The 22526-nt window shown below is 68.6% G+C and carries 26 protein-coding genes and 1 tRNA gene; 18 read left to right on the plus strand and 9 right to left on the minus strand.

What is annotated here, in order from left to right:
- Nucleotides 1-123 precede the first annotated feature (123 nt).
- The 3 genes from ACRYCC_RS07650 to ACRYCC_RS07660 all read left to right on the plus strand — a co-directional run bounded on the left by ACRYCC_RS07650 (nucleotide 124) and on the right by ACRYCC_RS07660 (nucleotide 2811).
- A complete protein-coding gene (locus ACRYCC_RS07650; RefSeq protein WP_433809924.1) occupies nucleotides 124-345 on the plus strand; it encodes an acetylxylan esterase in 222 nt (73 codons plus the stop codon).
- Nucleotides 281-433, plus strand: coding sequence for an acetylxylan esterase (locus tag ACRYCC_RS07655; RefSeq protein ID WP_433809925.1), 153 nt, complete (start codon nucleotides 281-283; stop codon nucleotides 431-433). The genes ACRYCC_RS07650 and ACRYCC_RS07655 overlap by 65 nt, the downstream gene beginning before the upstream one ends.
- 1796 nt (nucleotides 434-2229) lie before the next feature.
- Entirely contained in the window at nucleotides 2230-2811 is a 582-nt protein-coding gene (locus tag ACRYCC_RS07660; protein ID WP_433809926.1) for a hypothetical protein, read from the plus strand.
- 322 nt (nucleotides 2812-3133) lie between these two features.
- Here ACRYCC_RS07660 and ACRYCC_RS07665 read toward each other — a convergent pair whose 3' ends face one another.
- Nucleotides 3134-4162 (minus strand): hypothetical protein, encoded by a 1029-nt coding sequence (locus tag ACRYCC_RS07665; RefSeq protein WP_433809927.1) that lies wholly within the window; start codon nucleotides 4160-4162, stop codon nucleotides 3134-3136.
- Nucleotides 4159-4581: a hypothetical protein gene (locus ACRYCC_RS07670; RefSeq protein ID WP_433809928.1), complete on the minus strand. Its 423-nt coding sequence runs from the start codon at nucleotides 4579-4581 to the stop codon at nucleotides 4159-4161. The genes ACRYCC_RS07665 and ACRYCC_RS07670 overlap by 4 nt, the downstream gene beginning before the upstream one ends.
- A 172-nt stretch (nucleotides 4582-4753) precedes the next feature.
- On the opposite strand from ACRYCC_RS07670, the gene ACRYCC_RS07675 reads away from it, so the two are divergent.
- The 7 genes from ACRYCC_RS07675 (at nucleotide 4754) to ACRYCC_RS07705 (ending at nucleotide 7798) form a co-directional block, all read left to right on the plus strand.
- The gene (locus ACRYCC_RS07675; protein ID WP_433809929.1) at nucleotides 4754-4894 is read left to right on the plus strand and encodes a hypothetical protein; all 141 of its coding nucleotides are present in this window, start codon (nucleotides 4754-4756) and stop codon (nucleotides 4892-4894) included.
- A 387-nt stretch (nucleotides 4895-5281) separates the two neighbouring features.
- Entirely contained in the window at nucleotides 5282-5629 is a 348-nt protein-coding gene (locus tag ACRYCC_RS07680) for a GntR family transcriptional regulator (RefSeq protein WP_433809930.1), read from the plus strand.
- Nucleotides 5626-6129 carry a hypothetical protein gene (locus ACRYCC_RS07685; RefSeq protein ID WP_433809931.1) on the plus strand — a complete coding sequence of 168 codons (504 nt, stop codon included), beginning with the start codon at nucleotides 5626-5628 and terminating at the stop codon, nucleotides 6127-6129. The genes ACRYCC_RS07680 and ACRYCC_RS07685 overlap by 4 nt, the downstream gene beginning before the upstream one ends.
- Before the next feature lie 119 nt (nucleotides 6130-6248).
- Nucleotides 6249-6875, plus strand: coding sequence for a Uma2 family endonuclease (locus tag ACRYCC_RS07690; protein WP_433809932.1), 627 nt, complete (start codon nucleotides 6249-6251; stop codon nucleotides 6873-6875).
- Nucleotides 6876-6929: 54 nt separating this feature from the next.
- On the plus strand, nucleotides 6930-7259 hold the full coding sequence (locus ACRYCC_RS07695) for a type II toxin-antitoxin system RelE/ParE family toxin (protein ID WP_433809933.1): 330 nt from the start codon (nucleotides 6930-6932) through the stop codon (nucleotides 7257-7259).
- A gap of 33 nt (nucleotides 7260-7292) precedes the next feature.
- Complete coding sequence (locus ACRYCC_RS07700; RefSeq protein ID WP_433809934.1) at nucleotides 7293-7661, plus strand: helix-turn-helix domain-containing protein; 369 nt, start codon at nucleotides 7293-7295, stop codon at nucleotides 7659-7661.
- Between the two features lie 59 nt (nucleotides 7662-7720).
- Nucleotides 7721-7798 (plus strand) — tRNA-OTHER (locus tag ACRYCC_RS07705).
- A gap of 250 nt (nucleotides 7799-8048) precedes the next feature.
- Here the strand turns inward: ACRYCC_RS07705 and ACRYCC_RS07710 are convergent.
- Entirely contained in the window at nucleotides 8049-8561 is a 513-nt protein-coding gene (locus ACRYCC_RS07710; protein ID WP_433809935.1) for a hypothetical protein, read from the minus strand.
- 352 nt (nucleotides 8562-8913) lie between these two features.
- Between ACRYCC_RS07710 and ACRYCC_RS07715 the strand changes: the two genes are divergently transcribed.
- The 3 genes from ACRYCC_RS07715 to ACRYCC_RS07725 are packed head-to-tail and all read left to right on the plus strand — an operon-like array spanning nucleotide 8914 to nucleotide 10423.
- Nucleotides 8914-9093 (plus strand): RNA polymerase sigma factor, encoded by a 180-nt coding sequence (locus ACRYCC_RS07715; RefSeq protein ID WP_433809936.1) that lies wholly within the window; start codon nucleotides 8914-8916, stop codon nucleotides 9091-9093.
- Nucleotides 9042-9458, plus strand: coding sequence for an RNA polymerase sigma factor (locus ACRYCC_RS07720; RefSeq protein WP_433809937.1), 417 nt, complete (start codon nucleotides 9042-9044; stop codon nucleotides 9456-9458). The genes ACRYCC_RS07715 and ACRYCC_RS07720 overlap by 52 nt, the downstream gene beginning before the upstream one ends.
- Complete coding sequence (locus ACRYCC_RS07725; RefSeq protein WP_433809938.1) at nucleotides 9455-10423, plus strand: CU044_5270 family protein; 969 nt, start codon at nucleotides 9455-9457, stop codon at nucleotides 10421-10423. Before ACRYCC_RS07720 ends, ACRYCC_RS07725 begins: the two co-directional genes overlap by 4 nt.
- Before the next feature lie 240 nt (nucleotides 10424-10663).
- On the opposite strand, the gene ACRYCC_RS07730 is transcribed toward ACRYCC_RS07725, so the two are convergent.
- Nucleotides 10664-11683 (minus strand): GlxA family transcriptional regulator, encoded by a 1020-nt coding sequence (locus tag ACRYCC_RS07730; protein WP_433809939.1) that lies wholly within the window; start codon nucleotides 11681-11683, stop codon nucleotides 10664-10666.
- A gap of 293 nt (nucleotides 11684-11976) precedes the next feature.
- Between ACRYCC_RS07730 and ACRYCC_RS07735 the strand changes: the two genes are divergently transcribed.
- The 4 genes from ACRYCC_RS07735 (at nucleotide 11977) to ACRYCC_RS07750 (ending at nucleotide 15462) form a co-directional block, all read left to right on the plus strand.
- On the plus strand, nucleotides 11977-12762 hold the full coding sequence (locus ACRYCC_RS07735) for an HD domain-containing protein (RefSeq protein ID WP_433809940.1): 786 nt from the start codon (nucleotides 11977-11979) through the stop codon (nucleotides 12760-12762).
- A 51-nt stretch (nucleotides 12763-12813) separates the two neighbouring features.
- Nucleotides 12814-13758 carry an NADP-dependent oxidoreductase gene (locus ACRYCC_RS07740; RefSeq protein WP_433809941.1) on the plus strand — a complete coding sequence of 315 codons (945 nt, stop codon included), beginning with the start codon at nucleotides 12814-12816 and terminating at the stop codon, nucleotides 13756-13758.
- Nucleotides 13755-14216, plus strand: coding sequence for a cupin domain-containing protein (locus tag ACRYCC_RS07745; protein WP_433809942.1), 462 nt, complete (start codon nucleotides 13755-13757; stop codon nucleotides 14214-14216). Before ACRYCC_RS07740 ends, ACRYCC_RS07745 begins: the two co-directional genes overlap by 4 nt.
- 454 nt (nucleotides 14217-14670) lie before the next feature.
- Entirely contained in the window at nucleotides 14671-15462 is a 792-nt protein-coding gene (locus ACRYCC_RS07750) for a hypothetical protein (protein ID WP_433809943.1), read from the plus strand.
- Nucleotides 15463-15578: 116 nt separating this feature from the next.
- Here ACRYCC_RS07750 and ACRYCC_RS07755 read toward each other — a convergent pair whose 3' ends face one another.
- The 3 genes from ACRYCC_RS07755 to ACRYCC_RS07765 all read right to left on the minus strand — a co-directional run bounded on the left by ACRYCC_RS07755 (nucleotide 15579) and on the right by ACRYCC_RS07765 (nucleotide 17496).
- Complete coding sequence (locus ACRYCC_RS07755; protein WP_433809944.1) at nucleotides 15579-16055, minus strand: hypothetical protein; 477 nt, start codon at nucleotides 16053-16055, stop codon at nucleotides 15579-15581.
- Between the two features lie 275 nt (nucleotides 16056-16330).
- Nucleotides 16331-16714, minus strand: coding sequence for a VOC family protein (locus tag ACRYCC_RS07760; RefSeq protein WP_433809945.1), 384 nt, complete (start codon nucleotides 16712-16714; stop codon nucleotides 16331-16333).
- Nucleotides 16711-17496: an arsenate reductase/protein-tyrosine-phosphatase family protein gene (locus ACRYCC_RS07765; RefSeq protein WP_433809946.1), complete on the minus strand. Its 786-nt coding sequence runs from the start codon at nucleotides 17494-17496 to the stop codon at nucleotides 16711-16713. The genes ACRYCC_RS07760 and ACRYCC_RS07765 overlap by 4 nt, the downstream gene beginning before the upstream one ends.
- Before the next feature lie 457 nt (nucleotides 17497-17953).
- Between ACRYCC_RS07765 and ACRYCC_RS07770 the strand changes: the two genes are divergently transcribed.
- Nucleotides 17954-18259, plus strand: a complete 306-nt coding sequence (locus ACRYCC_RS07770; RefSeq protein WP_433809947.1) for a hypothetical protein — start codon at nucleotides 17954-17956, stop codon at nucleotides 18257-18259.
- A gap of 3 nt (nucleotides 18260-18262) precedes the next feature.
- On the opposite strand, the gene ACRYCC_RS07775 is transcribed toward ACRYCC_RS07770, so the two are convergent.
- Nucleotides 18263-21568, minus strand: a complete 3306-nt coding sequence (locus tag ACRYCC_RS07775) for a hypothetical protein (RefSeq protein WP_433809948.1) — start codon at nucleotides 21566-21568, stop codon at nucleotides 18263-18265.
- A 58-nt stretch (nucleotides 21569-21626) separates the two neighbouring features.
- Complete coding sequence (locus ACRYCC_RS07780) at nucleotides 21627-22511, minus strand: sigma-70 family RNA polymerase sigma factor (RefSeq protein ID WP_433809949.1); 885 nt, start codon at nucleotides 22509-22511, stop codon at nucleotides 21627-21629.
- Nucleotides 22512-22526: the final 15 nt, after the last annotated feature.

A 22526-nucleotide genomic window follows, 5' to 3' on the forward strand; every position in this document is an offset into this window, starting at 1 on the left:
TCCTGTTGGCGGAGCGGTTCCTAGACAGCTCCACTCCACAACCGGAGGCCTTCGTCATCACGCAGATTCACACCGTGTCGTCACACAAACTCAACCAACCTGCCTGGGCAGTACAGCTAGCCGATGACGCCTAAGATCAGCCACCATGGGCGAACCGGTGCACGTTCTCGACTGACTGCAACAGTGGTACGCGGCAAGGTCTTCCACACCCTGAGCTACTTCGACGGCCTCAACTTCGCCACCCGCGCCACCAGCCCGGCCCTGTTCTCAGTCGCCCTGGATGGACTCCATCTGCCCGGCCTCGACGGTCTTCGCGGCCTACAACCACTACACCGGAACCGATAAACAGATCTCCGTCTGGCCCTACAACGGCTACGAGGGCGGCGCAGGTTTCCAGTTCCTCGAAATGCACGCCTTCGCCCGCAAACACTGATATCTGTCCACGCGCAGACTCACCTGGGCGGCGCCGGCGCCGCGGACACCGGCACCGCCCAGGTTCACTCGACCCTCCGCCTCAACCCTGTCTGCCTACCGGCGCACCGGGTCGGCAACGGTCGTCATCCGGTCCTCCCGGCAATACCACCTCCCAGGTGGAGCGGCGCCCTCGTGCCAGGCTGCGGATCGGAGGGGCAGGCATCAGCGCCCGAAGTGGTGCATCGGGATGCCCGCACCCGGGACGTAGGGCCGCCCGGGGATGTGGGGCAGACCCGGGTACTGCGGGTGATTCAGGATCGGCGGTCGCTGTGGGAACCCCGGGTGGCCGAAGATCGGCGGTCGCGGTGGGAACCCCGGGTGGCCGAAGATCGGCGGCCGCGGTGGGAAGTGCGGCTGCAGGATCGGTCGCACTGGGAACCCAGGCTGCCAGGCCCTGCAGACGTTGATGGCTTCAGCGCCTCTATAGGTGTTCCCCGCGTAGTCGAACCGCACCCTATCGCCGTTCGAGAGGCCCGCGAATGAACCGAGCCCGATCGGTCCGCTTTGGCGGTGATATGTGACGCCATTGTCTCCCCGAATGTATTGGTCGCCAAACTGCCAGCCGGACCCATTGACAAATGTCCCGAATTGGCTGCCGCATATCGTCTTGGCCGACACGCCGGCGCGGTCCTGCGCCTGTGCGGTTCCCTGGCTTAAGGCGGCTGCGGCGGCTACCAGGGTCAGTGTGAGGCCTCCTCCGGCCAGCCACCGGGCTTTCCTACCATCCATCTGGTTTCTCCGATCAGTTACGCTTCGTCGCGCGAGAAGACTTCACGCTTCTGTGACTGAATTTGTAGCCCTTTATCGAGCGCTTATGTCTCAGTCGAAGGTAAAGAATTCATTGTGTTAATGACGCCCGACGGACATGCCGGAAAGGTGTTGTCATTTGGTCCGGCGCCCCCTCTCCGATGTAACCCTTAGTGACTTAAAGTGACTCTCAGTAATCATCTGTGCCTGCGCCGCGGTCTGGTCACCCGTACATGGACCCACACTGACCGATGCCGACCGAGACGCGCACCCGACCGGCGGGTGGGTTACGCTGCGGACCCGGAACCTGGCCATGAAATCGCAAGAGCTGTGGTTTCTCTTACATGGCCGCGAGACCATATTCGTTAAAAGATGTCTGCGCGCTTGCGCAGGACATCTATGAGTTCATTTTCAGCAGTTTTGGGCGCGAGGGTGGAGATTATCTGCGCCATTCAAGGTGAGGCTCTAGTTTCGGTGGTAAGTAGTGCCCCTGATCTATTCATCGCAGGTCTCGCACCTGCTCAGCAGCCGGGCTGTGAGGTGGATGTGACCGTGAATCTAACGGAAGGCAGGCCCGACCACTGCGGACTACCGCGAGCGGCTGGGTCTTCCGAGCGACGTCCCGCCGCTACGGGCGTGCGGCGCGGGCGCCGGTCCATCCGCGCCATGCCCGAACGGCCGGGGCAGCAGCTCAGACATCTGCTGGGGTAGCAGAGCTCGAACCTAGAACAACTGATCCAGAATGCGCCGCAATTTCGAATTCCGCCGGGGACACTCCGTCCGACCACGAAAAAGCCCTAGCATGAAGCTCGTGCCCGTTGCATGCCCGTCAGAGAGGACGACCACGGTCGTCCACGGTCATCAACGGGGAGATCGGCGCTACCCCGCAGGTCGGCGGTACCGCAGGTCAGAGGTGATCACTGGGAGCGAATTCCCAAGCTGACGGCACCGAAGTAACGTCCGATTCTCGGGGTGTTGTTGGACTTGGCTCTGTCCGATCATTGTCGGGTGAGTACTAGCTACGAGCGGGATTTTGGGCTTCGTGAGTTTGAGCTGGCGCTCTTGGACAGCATGTACGACGAGGCGCCTATCCAGACCGAAGCGGCCTTGCATGCTCTGGATGCAAACCGAGCGGAGGCGTCCGCAGCTGAGGAGCGCCGGCTTCAGATAGCTCCCTGCAGTGTCGCCGACTACACACGCTGGCTCGGGCAGCCCGTCTCCCGAGAGCCGTACTCCGAGAATGACCGTGGCGGCATGTGGACGCGGTGGGCCCTGTCCACCTGGCCGTACTTGTGGTTCGAAATGCTCGAACTTCCTAAATGTTCTCTCTTCAACGTGTGGCTGACCAGGCGGGACGGTGCACCTGCTCCACGCCTGGAGACCGCCGCAGACCTGGCGCCGTGGTCGTGCACCCACAAGGAGGTCGAACTCCGCTTCGGGCCGACGCTGAACGTGGACGGCTTCCACACAAGCTGGCTGCTGATGGAGTTCAGCGCACCTGATTCGACAGGACGAACCCGCCGCTACGAGGCATGCTTTGTCTGGGGCCTGTTGCAGCACGTCCGCGAGCGGAACCAGCAACTAGCTTGAGCCCGCACACGGACGAGTGGCGCCCTCGCAGCTGAGGCAAGGTCTGACGAAGCGACCGCCTGACCTGGAGGCGTTCGCGTGGCCCTGTGACTTCTGCGGGAGCTGGACAACCCTGAGCTCGGGTGGAGACGGCCTGGTCCTGGATGTGCGCAGCAACGACGGACCGGGCAGCCACACCGTCATCTCCCATCGGGAGTGCTTGGCGGAACGGATCCGTCCCGAGAACACGGGCGAACGGGCTCGTGCGCTCAAGGTCGGCCGATCCGACCGCGTAGACCCACATCGCGGCACCGGCGTCTAATTCGCCCGCTTGCTCCGGTCGTTAAACGAGGTTGGGTTTCGCTGCGATCCAGTCACGGAGCTGCTCGGCGATGGCCCGGTCGTGGAGTTCGGGCAGGTGGTGGGCAGCAGCGTTGATCAGGTTCTTGGCATGGCGTGAGGCGCGCATGGCCGGGAGGTTCTCGGGGCTGAGGACGCAGGGGATCTGTGCTTGGGCGAGAGTGATCGGGAGGGCATCGAGGCAGTCGCGCACGACCTGGTCCGACGTCGGCAGCACCTCGATGACTTCGGAGGCGTAATTGCGGGCGCGGAGGGACGAAGTGACGGCGGCGACGCGGATGGCCGTCTCGTCGGCTGCGAAGGCCCCCTCCTCCTGGGCGCGGCGGACGGCCCACAGGTAGAGACGAGTGGCGTCGACGCGTGTACCAGCGCGGCTGTGGATCGCGTGCTCGATCTGGAGGAACAAGCGAAGCCACCAGTTGGCCGCGTCCTGGGCACCTGGCTGGTGGCGGCTGATCCACGCCAGGCGCTGCTGCTCGGATGCCTGCAGCAAGTGTCTGATGCGCTGCTGGTCGATGGGGAAGCCCTTGACCATGCTTGCCGCAGTCTCGGCGCGCAAGGGAGCGATGATGCGATCGACCTCGCCGTCGGCGACGAGGATGTGGACGGCGGAGTCCGGCTGCCAGTACTCCCGATATCCCTCGTTCGTGCTCGGCAGTTCGACCAGATCGACGCCGAGGTCCATCAAAGCCGCCTGCAGGTCGACGAGAGGGAGGGAAGCCTGGAGCGGGCCGTAGCGTTCACGGATCGGCGCGGCCGCGACCTCGGGCCCGGTAGAGGTCAACCGGTGCAGCTGCACGGTGAAATGGGTGCCCCGCCACGGCGCCCGGCCGGGGCTGCGTTCCCAGAAGAAGTCGACCAAGCCGTAGTCGCGCCACATCCGCCCCTTGCCCCGGTTCACCGCCGGGGCAGCTCCGAGGATCCGGTCGACGTCTTCAAGGCTGCTGGTTTGATCGGCGCTCAGAACCGCACCGCGCACGACAACATCGATCACGAACTCCAGCGTGCTCACGCTTCCTCAGCGATCGCGAAACCCGACATCCCGTCCCACGCGACCGCTGACCAAAGCTTGGCCAGCGCCGCCCAGATCCTGCGGACCAGAACCCAGTCCGGATCACCGCCGCTCAGCGTGATCGTCGCCAGGAGATCACAACCCCAGATCCCATGCTCTCCGTCCGGATCAGCCTGGAAGACCGACTCGGCGATGAATGCAACCCCGACGTGGATCTCGAGGTTCAACCACCCGGGGACCTCTTGCCTGCTGTCCGCCTTGGTCGCGAGCTCGTAAGCCGCCACCTCCCGGTCGAATGGCCCAAGCCACTCGCCCAGCAGCGGACCACCAGTGCTGAGCAACTCATCGAGCAGACGCTCCAGCGCCGCATGACCGGTTACCTCTCCCGACCTGCAGAAGAAGCTGAGCTGGTAGGTCACCCGGACGCCCCGAACCCTCGCCATCAATCCGATCTCATGTACGTGACAACAGCCTATTCATCACGTACATGAGCGCTGAACGGTCACAGCTGAGCAGGCAATCCGGCCCCGCTGCTGATGCGCGACTCGGGCACGTTATCCGGTACATCGCTCCCGCGCTCGGAGACGACCAGTGACAGCGTCCGCGAAGGTCACCGCGATCTGCGGCGCCGCGATCACCCTCGCCGGCGCCACGGACGACTTCCTGTCGACCCATCAGGTCGCCAACCGCAACACGGTGCGCCCGCAGAGCCTCAACGCACAGGTCCAGTAGCGGGATGGTCCGTTCGGAGTCGTTGGTCTTGGGGCGTACGAACCGTAGCTCCCCGCCGATGCGCTGGCGGCTTTGGACGACTTCGAGGGTGCCGGCGTCCAGGTCGAGATCTTCCCAGCGCAGTCCGAGCAGTCCCCCGTGCCGCAGTCCGAGGCAGAGCGCCAGGACGTACAGGCGTAGAGCCACTCGCTCTCGGCGACCTTGAGCACGGCCCACGCCTGGTCGACGGTGAGCCCGCGATTCACTCGGCACAAGACGCCGTCCCGCTGCCACTGCCGTCTACCTTGCGGCTCGGGCCATCGCTAGGAGTCCAGGATCGTCTGGTGCCGCGTTCGGGAGAACCGGTTGCTTGACTCATGGCTAAATGGTGCTAATAATACTAGCACCATGAGATGGACTGTTGATCACTCATCCCAGGAATCGCTGCAGCGTCAGGTCGCCGGCTGCGTCCGCCACGGGGTGGCATCGGGCGAGCTGACCAGCGGTGAGCAGCTTCCTCCGGCCGCCGAGCTGGCGGTGGCACTGTCGGTCGACCGCAACACCGTGCTCGCCGCCTACCGGCAGCTGAGAGACGAGGGCCTGCTGGAGTTCCGCCGGGGGCGCGGAGCCCGGGTGACCTCGGCAGGTGCACCGCTGGCCTCGGTCACCGAGGCGGCCCACGCCCTGATCGCCGTCGCCCGTGCCCAGGGGCTCGGCCGTACCGAACTGATCCGCCTCATCGAGGAGCTGACATGACCGCATCCGGGTTCTCCGGCACCGACCGTTACTCGATCTACACCGGCCGCGCGACCAACTGGCCCATAGTCACCGGCAGCGCCGTACTACTGCTACTACTGGTCCTGGGAGGGGGACCGAACGGGAGCTGGCGGGACCTGGCATCGATACTGATCTCCGTCGCCGGCGTGGTCCTCTTCGCTCTCACCGGGTCCAGCGTCAGGACTACGGCCGGTCCCAACGGAGTCTCCATTCATTTCGGAGCACTCGGATGGCCACGCTGCACCTACCACCTCGACCAGATCCAGCACGCCGAAGTGATCGACCTCCACCCCTTGTCCGTGGCCTTCGGTTTCTGGTGGACCCCACGACGCACTTGCTGCACCGTCCGCTCCGGCCCCACCCTGCGGCTACTGCTGAGCAACGGCCGCACCGTCACCGTCACCACGTCCCACCCCCACGCGGCCGTCACCGCTATCAACGACGCGAAAGCGCAACCGAATGAACGTAGCCGCGCGTAGCCATCGCGCGCATTCGGTGGCGCCGATGCTAGCGCCGCCACCGGCCTTGGCGACGGAAATTCCAGGCCGAGCCGTAAGCTGAACGAGCCAGTCAGGCCCAGACCACGAGGGGACGCCCGATGACGGCCCTGCCGGAGGACAGCTGGCTGCTGGGTATTCGACCGCAGCCCGCCCGCGTGACCGCCGAGGAGTACGAAGCGCTCCCCGAAGAGATCGCCAGGGCGATCGAGATCGTGGACGGCTACGTCGTCTACTGCGAGGCCCCGGCCCCCAATCATCAGACGGCGGGCCGGAGATTGGCCAACCTTCTGGAGGCCCACGCCCGAAAGGCCATGGATCGCGGCTACGAGTGCATCACCGTCAACAACGATGTCGATCTACGACTACGGGACGTACCGCTGTTGAACCGGCGTCCCGATGTGATCCTCTACAGATGCCTGGACCTCGGCCGGGGGGAACGCCTGCAGGCCGAGCACGCACTGCTCGTCGTCGAGATCGTCTCGCCAGGCTCCGAAACTCAGGACACAACCGACAAACCCGGCGAATACGCCAAGGCAGGGATCCCGCACTACTGGATCGTTCGCCTGGACAACACCGGCGTGGCCGTTATCGAGCGTTACCAACTTGATCGCGCCACCATGCTCTATAAGCACACCGGTACCTTCATGAAGGATGACGCCGACCACACGCCTCAAGTGAACAACCCGATTCCCGTCACGATCGAATGGTCCGACCTGCGGTTCTGACACGGCATCACGCCCGACCACTGACAGCAACGTTGACGGGTCGACCGGGGCGACATGCTCGATAGAGATCACACCAAGGCGCTACGCGATGGCGTCCGCGAGTTACGGCTGTACCTCGGGGAGACAGCGTGGCGGATCACCTATTGGCTGCCGACGGGGCGTGACCGTCTGATCGTGCTACTAACCGTGTTCCAGAAGGTCCGTGATGACTCACAACCTCGGGATGTGGACCGAGCGGTCAAGGTGCGGTGGGCCTGCGAGTCATCCCATACGGACCCCAGCGGGTCATGTCTATGCGAGGAGCGAGTGATGGCCGGGCACAGCAGGTGGAAGCTTGACCATGAGCGGCGCCTGCGCGAGGGCGTACCTGAGCACCCTGAGTAGGAACTGGCGGGGCTCGATCTTCGACTCGGTGACATGGTCCGCGAGCGTCGCAGGACGCTGGGACTCACCCAGGCGGAAGTGGCCGAATACGCGGGCATCACCCAGCCGGCGCTGTCGGGCATCGAGGGCGGCGGTGGTGTGCACCCGCACATCGTCACCGGCTACCACCCACCCGAGGCACTGGAACCCGCCATCCACCCGGACGGCCGCCTCGACCTCCGCACCCTCTCCGCACTCATGACCGCCCCGCTGGCAGCCCTGGCGACCACCCCGAAGAACCCGGTCTGGCACTTCCCCGTCCGAATCAGACCACGATCAACATCCTGGCCATGGCCGTCGCCATCAGGGCCCTACTCGAGGTCATCGGCGAGCCGTCGCCGCACCGGAGCCCCACGCCCATGACGCCCTCAGCACCCAAGTACTGGGCATGCTTATGCGGTTTTCGCTCAGAGGTGGGCTGCGGAAGCGCTGTCAGAACAGCGCTCGGGCCGCGACACCTGAAAAGCGGAAGGTCGGCGGTTCGACCCCGCCCCTGTCCACCTCACTGACCAGCCAAAAGACCCCGAATCATGATCACCCGGGATCTTTTTGACGACACCGTCCTCAACCGAGAGCATCCCCCGCTTCCACAGGGCCGCCCTTTGGTCGGGAGGCGTGAGCGTAGATCGTCATGGTGACTCGATGTCGCTGTGACCCACCCGACCCGCCCCCGTACCGGTGTCCACCACCACGGGCCGGCCATCTCCGCCGGGTCGGCCGGTCGAGGTGATGGACGGCACCGGGCCATGGTCACGATCGACCGTCACTGCCGCTTCGGTTCGGGCCCGGTGTGCGACTGGTGCCGTCCGGTCGCCTGCGGATGAGCCCGCGGCTCCCCCGCCATACGAGATGGCATGCGGCGACAGTGACCATCAGCGTGAGCAGGGATCCACCGATCACGCCCGGCCAGTGCGGGGCCCCGTCGGGGGTGTAGACGTTGTCCGGGGCACCGGTGTCCATCGCCCGCACCGCCCGACCCTCCACTAGCTCGCCCCGGCCTACCCCCTCGATGTAGACCCCCCGGCGGGGGGCACCACCGGAGTCCGGGCGGAACTGCCCGTACCACAGGCACCGCTTCGCGCAGTCGAGCCGCTCGGCGGCGAACGTGCCGGCCTGGCCGTTCCCCCTCACGGCCCGGATCGTCGGCAGGATGTCCGGCACCATAATGCTGGCCAGGAGGGCCTCCCCGGCGAGAAAGATCAGCCCCAGCAGAAGCCGCCCCGCGGAGCCCGATGCCGCCCCGGTGGATGGTTGGTGGATCATTCTGCGCTCTCCCGCCGCGATCGGCCCCCCGGTAGGCCGAGGTCACTGTAGATCACCAGCGGCTAATCGACCACCGCCGGCAACGGCCGCCCCGCGAAACCGCCGTCGCCTCCTGTCCCTCACCTACCGCCACGCTCCGCCAGCCCACCTCGGCCAACCGGACACCTCGACATCGGTCGTCCCGGAATCGGTCGGTTCCGGGACGCGGTCTGTCATACGAAGGCCGCCCAGGTCATGGTGTCCCGGAACCATCCCCAGGAGCGCGCCGACCAGCGGAGATCGATCAAGGTGTAGACAAAGCGGCCCTGCCGGACATCTCTGAGCGACACCGACCCGAGAGAAGGGAGCCGGCGTGCCCGATCCAGACGGGAGATTCACCCGGTTGTGGGACGCGCACTACGAGGATGTGCTCAGGTACGCGGCGCGTCGGATCGACCACGAGTCGGCCCGGGACGTCGCCGCGGATACGTTCCTGGTCGCTTGGCGGCGGCGCGGCGACATCCCGGCGACCGCCCGTTCCTATGGCTGCTGAACGTCGCCCGCAACGTCCTCGCCAACGAGATGCGGAGCCGCCGTCGGCGCACCCGGCTGTGGGGCCGGCTGCGCGGCGATGGCCCGCCCGCCCCCGACGCCGACGTGGCGTCTGATCTGGCCGAAGGCGGCCGCATAGCCGCCGCGCTCAGCCGCCTGTCCGCCCGCGACCGCGAGGTCCTCCAGCTCGTCGGCTGGGACGGCCTCGACGCGCGGGCCGCGGCGACCGCGGTGGGCTGCTCGGTCAAGACGTTCTCCGTGCGCCTGCACCGCGCCCGGCGCCGCCTGACCGCCGCCTTCGCCGAGATCGACGCCGCCGACCGCCCCGCACCCGCCACCCCGCTGCAAGGGAGCTCCCAGGTATGAACGACATCCACGAAGTCCGCCGCATGATGGCTCCGGCCGACCCCTGCCCGCCCGGCGCCTTCGACGGCGCCGCCCACGACCCGGCCGGACGCGCCGCCTACGAGCGGATCACGGCGTCCCCGGCCCGCCGTACCGGCCCGTCCCGCCGGACGACGTTCCGCCTCGTCGCCGCAGGCGGCGTCGCCGGGGCGGTCATCGCCGGCGTCGGCGCCGTCGTCGCCACGAGCGACGGCAGGCCGCACCACCCGGCGGCCACCCCGGTGACGGAGACGCAGCAGGTGCTGAACGCCGCCGCGACGTTCGCGCTGAAGCAGCCGTTCACCGCGCCGCGTCCCGGCCAGTGGGTCTACACCCAGACCCTCTACCGGCGCAGCGGCGTCCCCGGCCGCGGCCAGGTCATCGCGCCGGGGTCGCCGCTGAATACGCAGGTCGACCGGGAATGGGTTCGGGCGGACGGGAAGCGCATGGCGATGTACGACCACGGCAAGCTCGTCATCTCCGCCACGGGCGGGGGAATGCCGCCGATCGACTACGCCACCGTCGCCAAGCTGCCCACCGACCCGGACGCAATGCTGGCCTGGGCCCGCGCGGATAGGACGCCGGGCGACCGGAACGGGGGCGCGTTCCAGTTGCTCGGGTCGCTACTGCTGAACAACGGCGCGCTGCCGCCGGGACAGACCGCCGCCGCCTACCGCGCGATGGCGAGGATTCCCGGCGTCACCGTGGACCGGACCGCCAAGGACGGGGCGGGGCACAAGGCGGTCTCGGTCTCGTTCCTCATCGAGGGCTGGGCGAAGGAGGAGATCCTCCTGGACCCGTCCACCTACGCCTACCAGGGCCACCGCACCACCGTCGCTCAGAACCACACCATGCCGGACGGCGGGCGCTTCCTGAAGGGCGCGGTCGAGAGCTATTCCGTCCGCTTGGCCGCAGGCGTCGTGGACCGCCCCGGCCAACGTCCCTGACCGTCCGCCGGCGGGCCGGGGGTCGCCTGGTCAACTCGGCCGGGCGACCCTCGCCTCGTCCCAGTCGCCGTCGCATCGCGCGGGCCTGTGCGCGCCCGCGGCTCGGAGCTGACCGGCCTCAGCGTCGACCAGGAGAAGGCGTCGGCCAGGAGAATCGGAACGGCCAGTAGCGACAAGGGCCGGATCTCCACTTCGTTTTGATCACGTGTTCTGGGACGGGGTCGCTATCGCCACTGGCCGCTATGGCCGACGATCTCCCTCACGATGTTCGGCGCGGCGTCTGAGCTGACCCGCGTCGGCTCGGCGGGTCGTGCTGAACCGGCGTTGGTAGGCGGCGGGGCTGATCGACAGCTTCCTGGCGAAAACCCGTCGCATGCTTTCGTAACTGGGGAACCCGGCGAGGGTCGCGGCCTGCGTCGCGGTGTGTCCTTGGTCGAGCAGTGCCCTGGCCAGGTCGAATCGGATGTTCTCCACGTAGCGGGCCGGTGTCGTGGACAGCTCGTCGTGGAAAAGCCGGGTGAGGTGCCGGGTGCTCACGTTGAGGTGCTTCGCAAGTTCACCGTGCGAGTGGTCCCCGCGGGGGTTCGCCGTCACCAAGTCGGTGATTTTGCGGAGAGCCGGCGAGCGGGGCGGCGGGCCTTGCAGCGGCGCCGAGAACTGGGACTGACCGCCCGCGCGCTGCATGTACACCACCAGGGCGCGGGCGACGTCGCGCGCCAGGTCGGGCCCGTGGTCCTCTTCGACGAGAGCGAGCGCCAGATCGATGCCGGCCGTCACCCCTGCCGACGTGTACGTGGTGCCATCGCGCACGTAGATCGCGTCGGGCTCGACGCGGCACGTCGGACACCGGGCGGCGAGTTCGTGCGCGACCTGCCAGTGCGTCGTCGCGCGCTTGCCGTCGAGGAGACCGGCGGCGGCGAGGACGAACGCCCCGGTGCAGATCGACACGACCCGGCCGGCCACAGCCGCCGGTATCCGCGCGGCGTCCGCCAGGTCGGCGGGGACACGGGCGCGCGGATAGAGGTCGGACCCGGCCACCAGGAACGTGTCGAAGGCCGGCTCCAAGGAGACGGCGCCGTCGACCGCTATCCGGACCCCGAGGTTCGACGTGACCTCCGCACCGGTCGGCGACAGCAGCACGATCCGATAGTCGGCGCCGAATCGGTTCGCCTCCTTGAACACCTCCGCGGGGCCGGCGACGTCCAGCAACGTCACTCCGTCGTAGACGAGGATCGCGACGCGATGGGGGGCGGCGTTCACCACTCCGGTCCCTCCGGAGCCGGATCCGCGCGGTGACCGGCCGGACCCCGGCGACACTGACCACCGTCGGGTCGGCGACGCAGGAGGCATGGACACCGTTCATTGGTAGCACACCGTTACCGGAGATGACGGGGCCCTCGTGGGCGGGGTGACCCAACCGGCAGCGGAAGCCGAAGCCGCCCCTCCGACCGCTCCTCGGCAGAGCGGGTTCGTTCAAGAAACGCCGGAGCCGTGGCAAAGGCCGGTTTACGAAATCCTCGTGCCACAACCGGCTGCGCGACGTGGTGCCGCGCGTGGTGGAGCGCACGGCTGCGAGTTGGACCTGTCCAGATTTAGGTGATTACTGGCCGAACGAAGGCGGCGCCGCACGCCGATCGGTGGGCAGCATGGAAGTCGGGCACACCGGTCCACAGCCGACACACTCCGGAAAGTCAGAGGTCATGCCAGAGGTCATCGCGGGGTTGGAGATTCCTGAGACAGCGGCGGTCGCCGAAGCGACCAGGCTCATCCAGGAGACGACCAGCCCCCTCATCTACCACCACTCCCGGCGGGTCTTCTTCTTCAGCCTGATGCACGCTCACAAGCTCAGCGTGAAACCGGATCCGGAGTTGCTCTACTTGGCGGCCATGTTCCACGACACCGGCCTCCTGACTCCCTTTTCCGACGTCGAGCAGCGCTTCGAAGTCGATGGTGCCGACCACGCGCGCAAGTTCCTCCTGGAGCGGGGTTTCCCGGCGGCCGCCGCCGAGACCGTCTGGACGGCGATCGCGCTGCACACCACGCCGGGCATCCCCGGCCGGATGGCCCCGGAAATCGCGACCACGCACCTCGGCGTCCTGACCGACGTGCTCGGCTTCGGCCTGGACGGACTGGAACACGATCAGCTGAGCGAGATCCTCGCCGTCCACCCACGAGGGGACTTCAAGAACGAGTTTCTCCGAGCCTACGTCGACGGGCTCAAGGACCGCCCCGAGACCACGAACGGCACCGTGAACTCCGACGTGCTCGAGCACTTCATCCCCGGCTTCAAGCGCACGACGACGGTCGAGCGCATTCTCGGCTCGCCCTGGCCGAGCTGACCCTGGCACCACCCTGGTGCCCAACTCCATCGTCCTGGAAGGGATGCGAGCATGCGAGCGATCACCGTGCGGGACCGTGACGCGGGGGTCGGCGGCCTCACCCTGACCGACATGCCCTACCCGCACGCTGCGGAGAACGACGTCATCGTGCGCGTGCACGCCGCGGGCTTCACCCCCGGAGAGCTCGACTGGCCGGGCACGTGGTCTGATCGCGCCGGCCGCGACCGGACACCCAGCATCCCCGGGCACGAGCTGTCCGGAGCCGTGGTCGAGCTCGGCTACGGAACCACCGGCCTCACCGTGGGCCAGCGGGTGTTCGGACTGACCGACTGGGCCCGCAACGGATCCCTGGCCGAATACACCGCGGTGGAGGCTCGCAACCTCGCCCCCCTCGCGGCCGACATCGACCACACCGTGGCCGCCGCGCTGCCCATTTCCGGACTGACCGCATGGCAGGGCCTGTTCGACCACGCCCACCTCACGACCGGCCAGACCGTCCTCATTCACGGCGCCGCGGGCGGCGTCGGCTCGATCGCCGTCCAACTCGCGCGAGAGGTGGGCGCCCACGTGATCGGCACCGGCCGAGCCGACGACCGTGATGTCGCGCTGGGCCTCGGCGCCCAGACCTTCCTCGACCTGGACGCCGACGATTTGCAGCACGTCGGCGAGGTGGACGTGGTGTTCGACGTCATCGGCGGTGACATCCTCGATCGATCGACCGAACTGGTACGCCCGGGCGGCGTCCTCGTCACCATCGCCGTGCCACCTACCGTGCAGCCCAAGGACGGGCGAGCCATCTTCTTCGTCGTCGAACCCGACCGCGCCCGGCTGACCGACCTCGCCCAGCGTCTCCGGGCCGGACGGCTCAACCCCATCGTCGGCGCCGTGCGACCGCTTTCCGAAACGGCCTCCGCGTTCGCCCGCCACCGCCGCACGCCCGGCAAGACGATCATTCAGGTCCTGGACGAATACGAACAGGGAGTGCAGCACTCATGATCAGTGTGCGAATCGCCGGCGGCGTGCTGATCGCCGGCACGGCTGCCGCGGTCGTCGGATGCGCCCCTGCGACGGAGCGTCCGGCCGCCCCGGCCGCCGCGTCCGTGGCTACGGAACACCCTTCCGAGACCCTGAAGACTCTGATCCAGCAGTCGCTCCCGAACGTCCGAGGTAAGACCTTCACCTCGGCGACCGTGACCTTCCCGCCGGGCGCCCGGGCGGTGCCCCACCGGCACGGCAACGCGTTCGTCTACGCGTACGTGCTCGAAGGCGCTGTACGGAGCCGGCTCGAAGGCCAACCGATGCGCACGTACCACCAGGGCGAGAACTGGATCGAGCAGCCAGGAGCCCACCACGTGGCCACCGAAAACGTCAGCAACACAGCACCGGCCAAGCTCCTCGTCGTCTTCGTCTCCACCACCGGAGAACGGCTCAAGACCGACGACCCGCACCCGTAGCCCGTCGCGCCGCCGGCGCCACCCGCGAAGATCTGGCCCGCGTCGTCGAGCTGGCACTGCGCGCCCTCCCCGGCGACGCCAGCGGCCGCGTTTGACCCAGTGCCGGACTTCGGCTCTGGCCGCGCGTGGATGGCGAGGCTCCCAGCCTCCGGCGTGCCTCGTAGGCGGTGACGCGCTGTCACGTGCATCGAGACCACGATCGCGCGGTCACCTGCGGCCTTTGCTCAGGTGACCCCCACCGGGCGGCCGCGGTCGCGCGCCGACGGTCCACATGTACCCGATCACCGGCGGTTGCCGGATCACCAGCGGCGGGGACGGTCGGAAGCGGAGGAAGGGACGAGCCCTCCTCCAACACAAACAAGATCAGGGGGTTGCTTTCATGTCTACCCGAGAAATGAGCAGACACCGGATGGTGCTGCTCTCACTCATCCTGCTTGCCGCGAGCATTTCCGTGGTGGCCTCATTCACGCCCGAAGTGGTGACGGCCATCGTCTGGTCCGTGCGAGCCCAGTTGTTCTGGATCATCCCGGTCGCGGGCGTGGGCCTGCTGTGGGGCATCGCACGTCGCCTCACAGGGCGGGACGGCAAGACGGAAGCGGTCGTGGCACTCAGCCTGCTGCTGTTGTGGCTCGCTGGGCACCACAACCTGGCCGCCGGGCAGCACAACGTCGACAGCGCCCTGCCCGTACCCGGCGTCAGCCAGGGTGACGGGTTCGTGGCGGACTACGACCGCACTCAGTACCAGGGGTGGAGCGTCTTCCTGGACGGTTCCCAGGACTACCCGTTCACCTCGCTGATTCGGGAGCGGGAGCACCACGGGCTGTTCGGCGGCTCCGGCGGCTACGCGGCGATCGTCGCGCAGAACCACCCGGTGCCGCAGTACGGCCAGACCCGGACCTGCCGGTTCTCCGACCAGGCCCGGGCCACGCTGGACGGCTGGGGCTCCGACGACCTCACGCGTAAGGTGAACGAGCTGCGCCCCTTCGTCAGGATAGACGAGCGGAACGTCAACTGGATCTGCTCGTTCGACGACTCGCACGAGGTGGGAATCCCGAAGGTCATCATGCCGCTCAAGGCACAGCAAGGAATCTTCTTCGTCACCGAGAAGGACGCCGGCGTCGCCATCTACAACGGCCTCACCGGACTGGTCACGATCGAGGACCACCCGCCCACCAGGTCGACGCGCCTTCCCGGCGTCGTCGACCCCATCGACACCATGGGCGGACGGCCCCTCACCGTGGGCTGACCGCCCACACCTGACGGCCCCGGGAGACCCCCGGGGCCGTTCCCTGTCGCCCTCCGCGCACCGGCTCACACGACACCTGCGGAAGGTGAGAACTCGCGCACTGATCCGACGGCCGGTCAGCCGGGGCTCTTGTCGGTATCGGATGGCCACCGGAGCTTGTGCCCTCGGATGCGGGTGATGGTGGGCCAGCGCATGGTCACTCCGTCTTCCAGGCGCGAGCGCATGAAGGCGGCGAAAGCGGCCACGGCTCCGATCGCCAGGCCGAAGAGCAAGAACAGTCCCAGCGCCTCGCCATCACCCGCGACGACTCCGATCAGCAGCCCGCAGAGCACCGGTACCACCATCCACAACCCCGCCATCACCGGCCAGTTCTGCTGCCGCCACCTCGTCCTCTCCAGCGAGGACACCCGGACGGTCAGCTTCTTGCCGCAGGTCGCACACTCCACCTGCCGGTCCTGCCGCCCCCGCTCCGGCCGTTCACCAGTAATGGGATGAACGATCCACTCCTCCTTGGTGACGAAGGCGCCGGGGGTCGTGGACACCAGATGTCCGTACCCCATCCCGGGACATGGGCCCAACGGTCGTCTGCTCATGCCTACTCCTCGGAGTCAGGTGTCCCACACGCTAGCCGTACCGATCATGTACGCCCTCGTCCTGCACGTGACCAGATCCGGTCGGCTGCGAATCACACCAGACCGCCTTCCATGAGGAGCAGTTGTCCCAGTGCCGGCGGCTTGAACCGGCGACCTTACGTATCCACAAGGTGAAGTGAGGGATGTTCAGCCGGAGAGGCATGAGCCGGCCTACCGCTCCCGGAAGTCGTTCCGGGCGTCCGTGAATACGGCCGGCTCGAGTCTTCGGAAGCGGCTCAGCGTGAGGCGGGTTCGAACAGTTCGATGAGGTTGCCGGCCGGGTCGGTGAGCAGGATCTGGCGTCCGCCGGGGCCGGCGATGACGTCGCTGCGGAAGGACAGCCCGGCGGTGCGCAGCCGGTCGATCTCGGCGTCGAGGTCGTCGACGATGAGATGGATGCGGTTACGGCCCGCTGTGGTGGCGTCATCGGGTGTGGCCCGGGCGCCGGAGCTCGCCGGCCCGGACAGCAGCAGCCGCAACGGGCCACGGACCACGTCGGCGAAGGCGGGTGCGGGGTTGGTGAGCAGGGTGAAGCCGAGATGGGTGGTGTAGAAGTCGATGGCGGCGGCCACGTCGTCGACGATGTAGCGGACGCCGGCGAACTCGTCGGGTGTTGTCACGGCTGGGTCTCCGGGTTCGAGGGGCGGATGAGCACGGGCAGCAGGTAGCGGATACGGGTGTCGATCTCCGCCGCCATGTGCTCGAAGGCGGGATAGCTTGCCTGGTCGGCGTCGCCGGCGGCGGCCGGGTCGGGGATGCTCCAGTGGATCAGCCGCGTCTGGTCGCCGAACTCGGGGCAGACCTCGCGGACCTTGTCGCACAGGCTGATCACGTGATCGAAGCGGCGGCCGGCCACCGTGTCCAGACGCCGTGGCCGCTGGCCGGCGATGTCGACGCCGTAGTGCTCGCGCATCACCCGCACGGCGTTGGGATGGATGCGCGGTTTGGGATGGCTGCCGGCGCTGGCCACCTCCGCATGACCACCGGTGCGGTGGCGCAGCAGGGCCTCGGCTATCGGAGAGCGGGCGCTGTTACCCGTACACGCGAACAGCACGCACGGCCGAGCCGGTTGCTCGGCGGTCGTGGCAGGTGGCGGGGCGGGGTCGAGGCGCAGCGCCGGGTGCAGGGCCACACCCGCGGCGGCCAGCGCGTGCGCGCAGCGCTCCAGATCCAGGTGGTAGTAGCTGTCGCGGGCATCGAAGCTGCTCCGATGGGCGGTGACCAGCTCACTTCGGCGCAGCAGCCGCAGATGGTAGGAGATCAGGTTCTGCGGGTGGCCGAGCAGTTCGACGAGCTCACGGACCCGGTAGTCGCTCACGGCCAGCTCGGTCAGCAGCCGCCACCGCAGTGGGTGGGCGGCCAAGCGCACGAACGCCGGGGCGATCGGACCCGTGGACACCATGCCAGCAGGATACATCAAACACGTTTGATGCATTTGTCCGTGGAGTGGACGGTGCCCGCGCCGGTCGGGGAACGTCGCACGCGCATCGGGGCGCGACGGAGCAACGGTCCAGCGGACTGTGCGCAGAACGCATCCAGATCACCATTCCCAAATCTGGCTAAATAGAGGAAAACACCACGCTACGCCTATCAAGGTAATATTTGAGGCGACTGATGCATTTTTGCCTGCTTTGTCCTTGACGTCGAGAAGATGGGCGTTCCAGGCTTGAGTGGTAGTTCCAGGCTTGAGTGGTATCGGCATTACCCCGACGGAGGGCTGGGGCCGACAGATCAGGTATGGGAGGACGACAATGAGTAGGCGACACTTCATCCTGCATGGTTCAGCGCTGTTCGCCGCCGCTATGGTCGCCTCGAGCGCCCCGTCATACGCCTGGACGGCCACCCAGACCCCAACCGCGGTGACGATCGACACGACGTCGCAGAGCAGCCGGCACAGTCTGCTCATCGACTGTGATACCGACAAGGCGGCTCACGGTGCCCGGGCGTTGGGTTACTACCATGGGGAGAACGGCGAGAGCAAACAATACGGCACGGGCTGGTCCGCGAATCAAAGGGCCTGTTACGACGAAGGCTACGCGGCGGGCAAGAAGGCCGGTGGATACGCCAGGTCCCGTGACTCCGACGACGAATACGCCTCTGACAATGGCGACGACGACAACGGCTTCTGGGACGACGATGGCGACGACGACTGGTCCATTGGTTGATGGTCACGCCTCGTTGAGGCGGTCTCGTGCCGCAGTGATCACTGCCGAGGGAGCGATCCTCGCGAGCACCGGCAGGAGAGGTGTGGGAGGCGTGTCGATCAAGACGGCTCCGAGCAGTGCGCAGGACCGGGCGGGCTCGGCCAGCGCCACGAACGCCATCAGCGCCTGCGCTCGGGCGGTGGGTTCGATGATGGCGCGGGCGATGGTCTCGGCCCGGGCGAGCTCTCCCGCCTGAGCCACCGCTCCCACCAGCGCGGCCAGCGCCTCCGCCCGGTCGGCGGGATCGGTGATGGTGCGGGCTATGGTCTCGGCCAGTGCGGCGGCCGGGGCGAGGTCTCGTGCCATACCGACCGGCCACCGCAGGGCCGCCGGAGTCGGGTCTTCTTCGTAGGGATCGGCGAGCGAGAGGGCGATGGCCTCCGCCCGATCGGCCAATGCGGCGGCCCGGTCGAGGTCTCCTGTCCGGACCACCGGCCGCACCAGCGCGGCCAGGGCCTGTTCTTGGGCCGGAGGGTGGGAGAGGGAGCGGGCGACGGCCTCCGCCCGATCGGCCAATGCGAGAGCCCGGTCGACCTCACCCGCCTGGACCACCGCCTCCACCAGCGCCGCCAGCACCCGCGCCTGCCGGAGGGGGTCGCCGAGGGAGCCGGCCATGGCCTCCGCTCGCTCGGCCAATGCGAGAGCCCGGTCGACCTCACCCGCCTGAGCCACCGCTCCCACCAGCGCGGCCAGCACCTGCGCCTGGCGATAACGGTTGCGGGGGAGGGAACGGGCGATCGCCTCCGCCCGGCCGAGATCACCAGCCTGGACCACGGCCTCAACCAGCGCCTCCAGCACCCGCGCCTTGACGTGGGGGTCGGTGAGGGAGCGGGCGATGGCCTCCGCCCGGTCGGGATCTCCCGCCTGGACCAGCGGTCCCACCAGCGCCGCCATGACCCGCGCCTGGTGGTACGGGTGCGTGAGGGAGCGGGCGATGGCCTCCGCCCGGCCGAGATCTCCCGCCTGGGCCAATGGCCCTACCAGCGCGGCCAGGGCCCCTTTCCGGGCGGAGGGATCGGCGACGGAACGGGCGATCGCCTCGGCCCGCTCGGCCAGCGCGACGGCCCGGTCGGGATCTCCCGCCTGAACCACGGCTCCCGCCAGCACCGCCAAGGCCCTCGCCTCGTCGTAGGGGTCGGTGACGGGGCGGGCGATCGCCTCCGCCCGCTCGGCCAGCACGACGGCCCGGTCGAGCTCCCCCGCCTCGGCCACCGGCCCCACCAGCGCGGCCAAGGCCTGTGCCTGGGCCTCGGGGTCGGTGACGGAACGGGCGATCTGCTCGGCCCGGTCCATGTCTCCTGCCCGGGCCAACGACGTCACCGCCGCCGCGAAAGCCCCTTTGGAGGATCTCCTGAGGGAGCGGGCGATGACCCCGGCCCGGTCGAGCTCCCCCGCCTCGGCCACCGGCCCCACCAGCGCGGCCAAGGCCTGCGCCTGGGCCTCGGGGTCGGTGAGGGAGCGGGCGATCCGCTCGGCCCGGACGGGATCTCCCGCCTGAGCCACCGGCCCCACCACTGCGGCCAGAGCCTGCTCGTGGGGGTGGGAACTGGTGAGGGAGCGGGCGATCCCTTCGGCCCGGACGAGCTCTCCCGTCTGAGCCATCGGCCCCACCACCGCCGCCAGAGCCTGCGCCTGGGTGAAGGGGTCGGCGACGGAACGGGCGATCGCCTCGGCCCGCTCGGCCAGCGCGACGGCCCGGTCGGGATCTCCGGTCCGCGCCACCGACCCGGCCGCCGCCGCCAGCACCTGTGCGTGGTGGTAGGGGTGGGCGAGGGAGCAGGCGATGGCCTCGGCCCGGTCGAGCTCCCCCGCCTGAGCCATCGGCCCCACCAGCGCCGCGAGGGCCTGCGCCTGATCAAAGGGAAGGGTGAGGGAGCGGGCGATGGCCTCGGCCCGGTCGAGCTCCCCCGCCTGAGCCATCGCTCCCACCAGCGCCGCCAGGGCCGGCGCCTTGTCGGAGGACTGGGTGAGGGAGCGGGCGAGCGCTTCGGCTCGGGCGTGGTTGCCGAGGGTGGCCCAGGCGGCCGGGAGGTTGGTGGGAATGTCGCCGTTGCGTCGGGCGAAGTGTTCCCGGGCGAAGGCCAGGCGAAGGCCGGCGGTCAGATCGGGGTCCGGTCGGTCGCGGATGTACTCCTGCACGGTGATGATGTCCGCGATCGCGGCGACGTCGCCGCCGCTGAGATCGAGCATCCTGTCCCGCCGCGCGCCGTCGGTCGCGACCGCGGTCGCCCGCTGTACATCACCGGTCTCCAGCAGCATCCGCAGATGACCACGGAGCAGATACGCCGGCGTCCCTGCCGGCCAGCCCCGATCCCGGTAGCCGTCGGCCCATGCGTACAGGCGCTCACGCCATCCGACCAGTCCGTCACCCAGCGAGCGCAGCACGGTCCGGTGCAGCTCCTCGTGGGCCAGCGTGAACAGCGGGGCCGGCTCGGATCGCCATGTGCCGTCCCGGCCGGTGAACGTGCGGCGGGTGACCGCCTGCAAGACCCGCTCGATCTCCGGCTCCGGCGCCCCGGCCAATTCCGCCAGATCACTGCCGGACAGGCCCCCTCCGGCGGCGGCCAGGAGGCCGAGCAGATCCCTGCCCAGCCCACCGCCGTCCACCAGCCGCGCCAGTTCCCGCTCTGCCTCCCGGCGCGCGGTCTCTGCCGCAGGAGAGGGGCCCAGCAGCCGGACGATGCGTGCGTCCTTCAAGGGGTGCCAGGGCGGGACGTCGGAGGGGACGGGCGGACGTCCGGCGACCACCACCCGCGCCCCGCCTCCGGGCGTGACGGGCAGCAAGGCCGCGATGCTGTGCGCGCCGGGACCGGCCGGCGCTCCCTGGTCCTCGTCCAGCCCATCGACCAGCAACACCAGCCGGCCGCCCTCGACGGCGCACACGTGGGCGGCCTGAGCCATCAGCTGAGGAAAGCGTTCCCGCCGATGCGCCTCGGTCAGCCCCTCGGGCAAGGACCTGCCCGTGATCTCCGACAGTTGCGGCAGCACCGCTTCCAGGAACGCCGCCCGGTCGTTTCGACCCGCCCAGCACGCGGTGACGAAGAACGACACCACCCGCACTCCCGGCGGCGGGTCCAGCACGAACGAGGCCATCAGCGCCGACTTGCCCGCCCACGCCTCACCCTGCCACCACGCGTACGCCGGTCCCTCGGCCGCGGTGCAGAACTCCGCCAGCTCCGCCAGCTCCGCATCACGCCCGACCAGCACGCCGGGAGAAATCTGCCTGGCCCGGTGCAGCTGCTCCGACACGACAACACGGTGCCCGCTCATGCCGCCATCATCCAGTCCGCCGCGGGCGGCCGGTAGGGGTTGCCGGCGCCCAAGGTCGTCAGCCGTCGAGAACGGCGAGATCGAGCCGGCGGAGACGATCCGGGTCCGCGATCACGTCGATTTCGGTGATCTTGTCGCCTGTGACCGTGAAGCCGAGCGCCAGGAAGAGCCGTCCGCGGGGGGCCACGACGAGTCCGACCGCTCCGTTCACCAGCGCCGGTTGGCTGAACCTGGCTCGCTCCGTGGCGGCGAGCGCGCCCTTGCCCACGGTGTGGGCACCGCGGACGACCAGGGGTGCGGGGGTGGGGCCCGCCGCCCGGTCGGCTCGGAGCACGACGTCCGGATCGAGCAGTGCGACCAGCGCGTCGAAGTCCCCGCCGCGGGAGGCCGCCAGGAAGGCGTCGACGACCCGGCGCTGACGGGCCAGATCGGCCTCGGGCACCGGGGCGCCTCCTTTGACCCGGCGGCGGGCGCGGCTCGCCAGCTGCCTGGCCGCGGCCGGAGATCGCTCGATCATCGGGCCGATCTCGTCGAAGGGCACGGCGAACATGTCGTGCAGGACGAAGGCGAGCCGCTCGGCCGGCGTGAGGGTGTCGAGCACCACCAGCAGGGCCAGCCCGACCGAGTCGGCCAGCAGTGCCTCCTGCTCGGGGTCGCCCCCGTCCTGGCGGCCGATGACCGGGTCGGGCGCATGCACGTCGAGGGGCTCCTCACGCCGCGATCCACGCGTACGCAGCATGTTCAGGCACACCCGCGCCACCACCGTGGTCAGCCACCCGGCCAGGTTCTCGACGCCGCCGGTGCCGGCGCGGCTGAGCCGCAGCCAGGCCTCCTGGACGGCGTCGTCGGCCTCACTGGCCGAGCCGAGCATCCGGTAGGCGACCGCTCGCAGGCGGGTGCGGTGTTCCTCGAAACGCTCTGTCAGCCATGCCTGCTCGTCCATCGGTCACGTTCCTCG

The organism is Actinomadura scrupuli (genome assembly GCF_050971785.1).
GTDB lineage: Bacteria > Actinomycetota > Actinomycetes > Streptosporangiales > Streptosporangiaceae > Actinomadura_E > Actinomadura_E scrupuli.